This is a genomic window from Verrucosispora sp. SN26_14.1, from assembly GCF_004307965.1.
Classification (GTDB): Bacteria; Actinomycetota; Actinomycetes; order Mycobacteriales; family Micromonosporaceae; genus Micromonospora.
Genome location: NZ_SISL01000682.1, coordinates 1 through 2,139 on the forward strand (window position 1 = coordinate 1; position 2,139 = coordinate 2,139).

The 2,139-nt window shown below is 73.8% G+C and carries 3 protein-coding genes; 1 reads left to right on the forward strand and 2 read right to left on the reverse strand.

Features of this window, described 5'->3' with window-relative positions; all coding sequences use genetic code 11:
* Window positions 1-195 (reverse strand): hypothetical protein (locus EYA84_RS30825; RefSeq protein WP_131057725.1); only part of this gene is annotated, 195 nt, incomplete at its 3' end.
* Window positions 196-620: 425 nt separating this feature from the next.
* Complete coding sequence (locus EYA84_RS30830; RefSeq protein ID WP_131057726.1) at window positions 621-1,181, reverse strand: helix-turn-helix domain-containing protein; 561 nt, start codon at window positions 1,179-1,181, stop codon at window positions 621-623.
* A 66-nt stretch (window positions 1,182-1,247) separates the two neighbouring features.
* On the opposite strand from EYA84_RS30830, the gene EYA84_RS30835 reads away from it, so the two are divergent.
* Entirely contained in the window at window positions 1,248-2,066 is an 819-nt protein-coding gene (locus tag EYA84_RS30835; protein WP_131057727.1) for an AzlC family ABC transporter permease, read from the forward strand.
* The last annotated feature ends 73 nt before the right edge of the window (window positions 2,067-2,139 follow it).

Genomic DNA, 2,139 nt, shown 5'->3' on the forward strand with positions numbered 1-2,139 from the left:
GGTCGGGGACAGCGGCGGCACCTCGGCGCGACCGACGGCGCTGGACCGGCTGCGGGTGGGTGGCGGCTGGTGGTCGAGGCCGATGTCACCCGGGTACCGCTGGCCCGGGAACTGGGGTTCCCACTCGGCCGTCGGTTCGACGACCCAGGACGGATCGGCGGGGCCGGGCCACCGGTCGGCGTAGCCGCGACTCATCCGCCGGGCCCGTCGCTGCGGCCGGGACATCGCCGGGTGGCGGCGTGGGCTGCGGCACGGTGGTCGCGGGCCGGTCCGGCGGACGGGACGGCACCGGAACGCAACGTCGCGGCTGACCACGGGACCGACGTCCGCCCGCTCACGGGCGCGCCCCGGTGGTCGGCTCGCGTCCGCTCGCTCACGCCGATGTCACCTCGTCGGAAATGGTCGCGCTGGGCACCCCCGCAGGCCGGTCAAGTCGCTCGTGCCGGCACTGAATGGCTGCGCATGGAGGGTAGCGGCGCGGGCTCGTTCACCGCCACTGCGGCGCCCTCGTCGAACTCAAACGTTATCCTATTGATCAGGACATTTAGGTCTTTGGTGGGGTCGGACTTCCGGCGATCCGCCACCCTTGGTCGACTCGCCGTCGCGGCACCCGTGCCGGGTCAGGGATGCTCCATCACCAGCACCGCGAAGGTACCGGGCGCGAGTGCCTCGTAGCGGTGCGGGGCGTCGCCGGGGAAGGTCGCGTAGTCGCCCGGGTCGAGCTCCACCTGGTCCCGCTCGGGGCCGCAGCGCAGTCGCCCGGAGCCCACCACCACGTGTTCCACGCTGCGCGGGGTGTGCGGGTCGGCGGTACGCACCCGGCCCGGCTCCAGCTCGATCAGGTACACGTCCCGACGGGCGTGGGCGGCTCCGGCGGTCAACAGCGTGCCGACGAAGTCGGCGTGCTCGGAGCGGATCCGGGGGCCGTCCCCGGCCCGGATCACCCGGACCGTGGTGGCCGGCGGCTCGACCAATCGGCTGAACGGCACGTCGAGCGCCACCCCCAGCGCCCAGAGTGTCTCCACGCTGGGATTGCCGACGCCGGACTCCAGTTGCGACAGCGTCGACTTGGCGATGCCGGCCCGCCGGGCGAGCTCGGTGAGGGAGATGCCCACCCGCTGCCGCTCGTAGCGGAGGGCGGCGGCGATGGTGGCCAACGGGGGAGAGGGTTCGGGGGCCATGGTTCGCTCCGTCGGTCATGCTGTTCTATTTGACGAACATCAGCGGCGTGTTCATCATGATGAACCATGCGTACGCCAGAACGAACGCCGGGGGCGGGCGTACTCCGGGACGTCGCCGCCATCGCGGCGGCGATGGTCGCCGTGGGCGCCTCGTTCGGCGCGGTCGCCGTGGCCGCCGGGATCCCCGGCTGGGCCGCCGTGACGATGTCGGTGCTGGTGTACGCGGGCGGCGCGCAGTTCATGGCAGTCGGGTTGCTGGCCGCCGGCAGCCCGGTCGCCGCCGTCCTCGCCGGACTGCTGCTCAACGCCCGGCATCTGCCGTTCGGGCTGACCCTCGGTGACACGATCGGCCGTCGGCTGCGGCGCCGCCTGCTCGGCAGCCACCTGATGACCGACGAGGCGACCGCGTTCACCCTGGCCCGGCCGCCCGGTGCCGACCGTCGCCGGGCGTTCTGGCTCGCCGGTGTGCTGCTCTTCCTGGCCTGGAACGCCGGCACCGTGCTCGGTGTGCTGGCTGGCGGGGTGGCCGGTGACCCGGCCGCGCTCGGACTGGACGCGGCCTTCCCCGCCGGCCTGATCGCCCTGCTGCTGCCCAGCCTGCGTGACCCCGAGACCCGACGGATGGCGCTGGCCGGTGCCCTGGTGGCGGTACTCACCACACCGCTGCTCCCCGCCGGCCTGCCGGTGCTGCTCGCGCTGGCCGGGCCGGGGCTGCTGGCCGTCCGGCGCATCCGGGCACGCCCGACACCGGTCGACGCACCGGAGATGACCGCGCCGGGAACCACTCCGCCGGAGATCACGCCACCGAGGGCTGCGCCACCAGGGGCTGCCACACCGGGGACCGATCCGGTGCCGGCCGGGCGAGGGGAGAAGGAGCCGTGCTGATCGCCGCGATCGTGGCGCTGGCCGTCGGGACGTACGCCTTCCGGGTCGCCGGGGCGGTCTCTTATACCCAGCT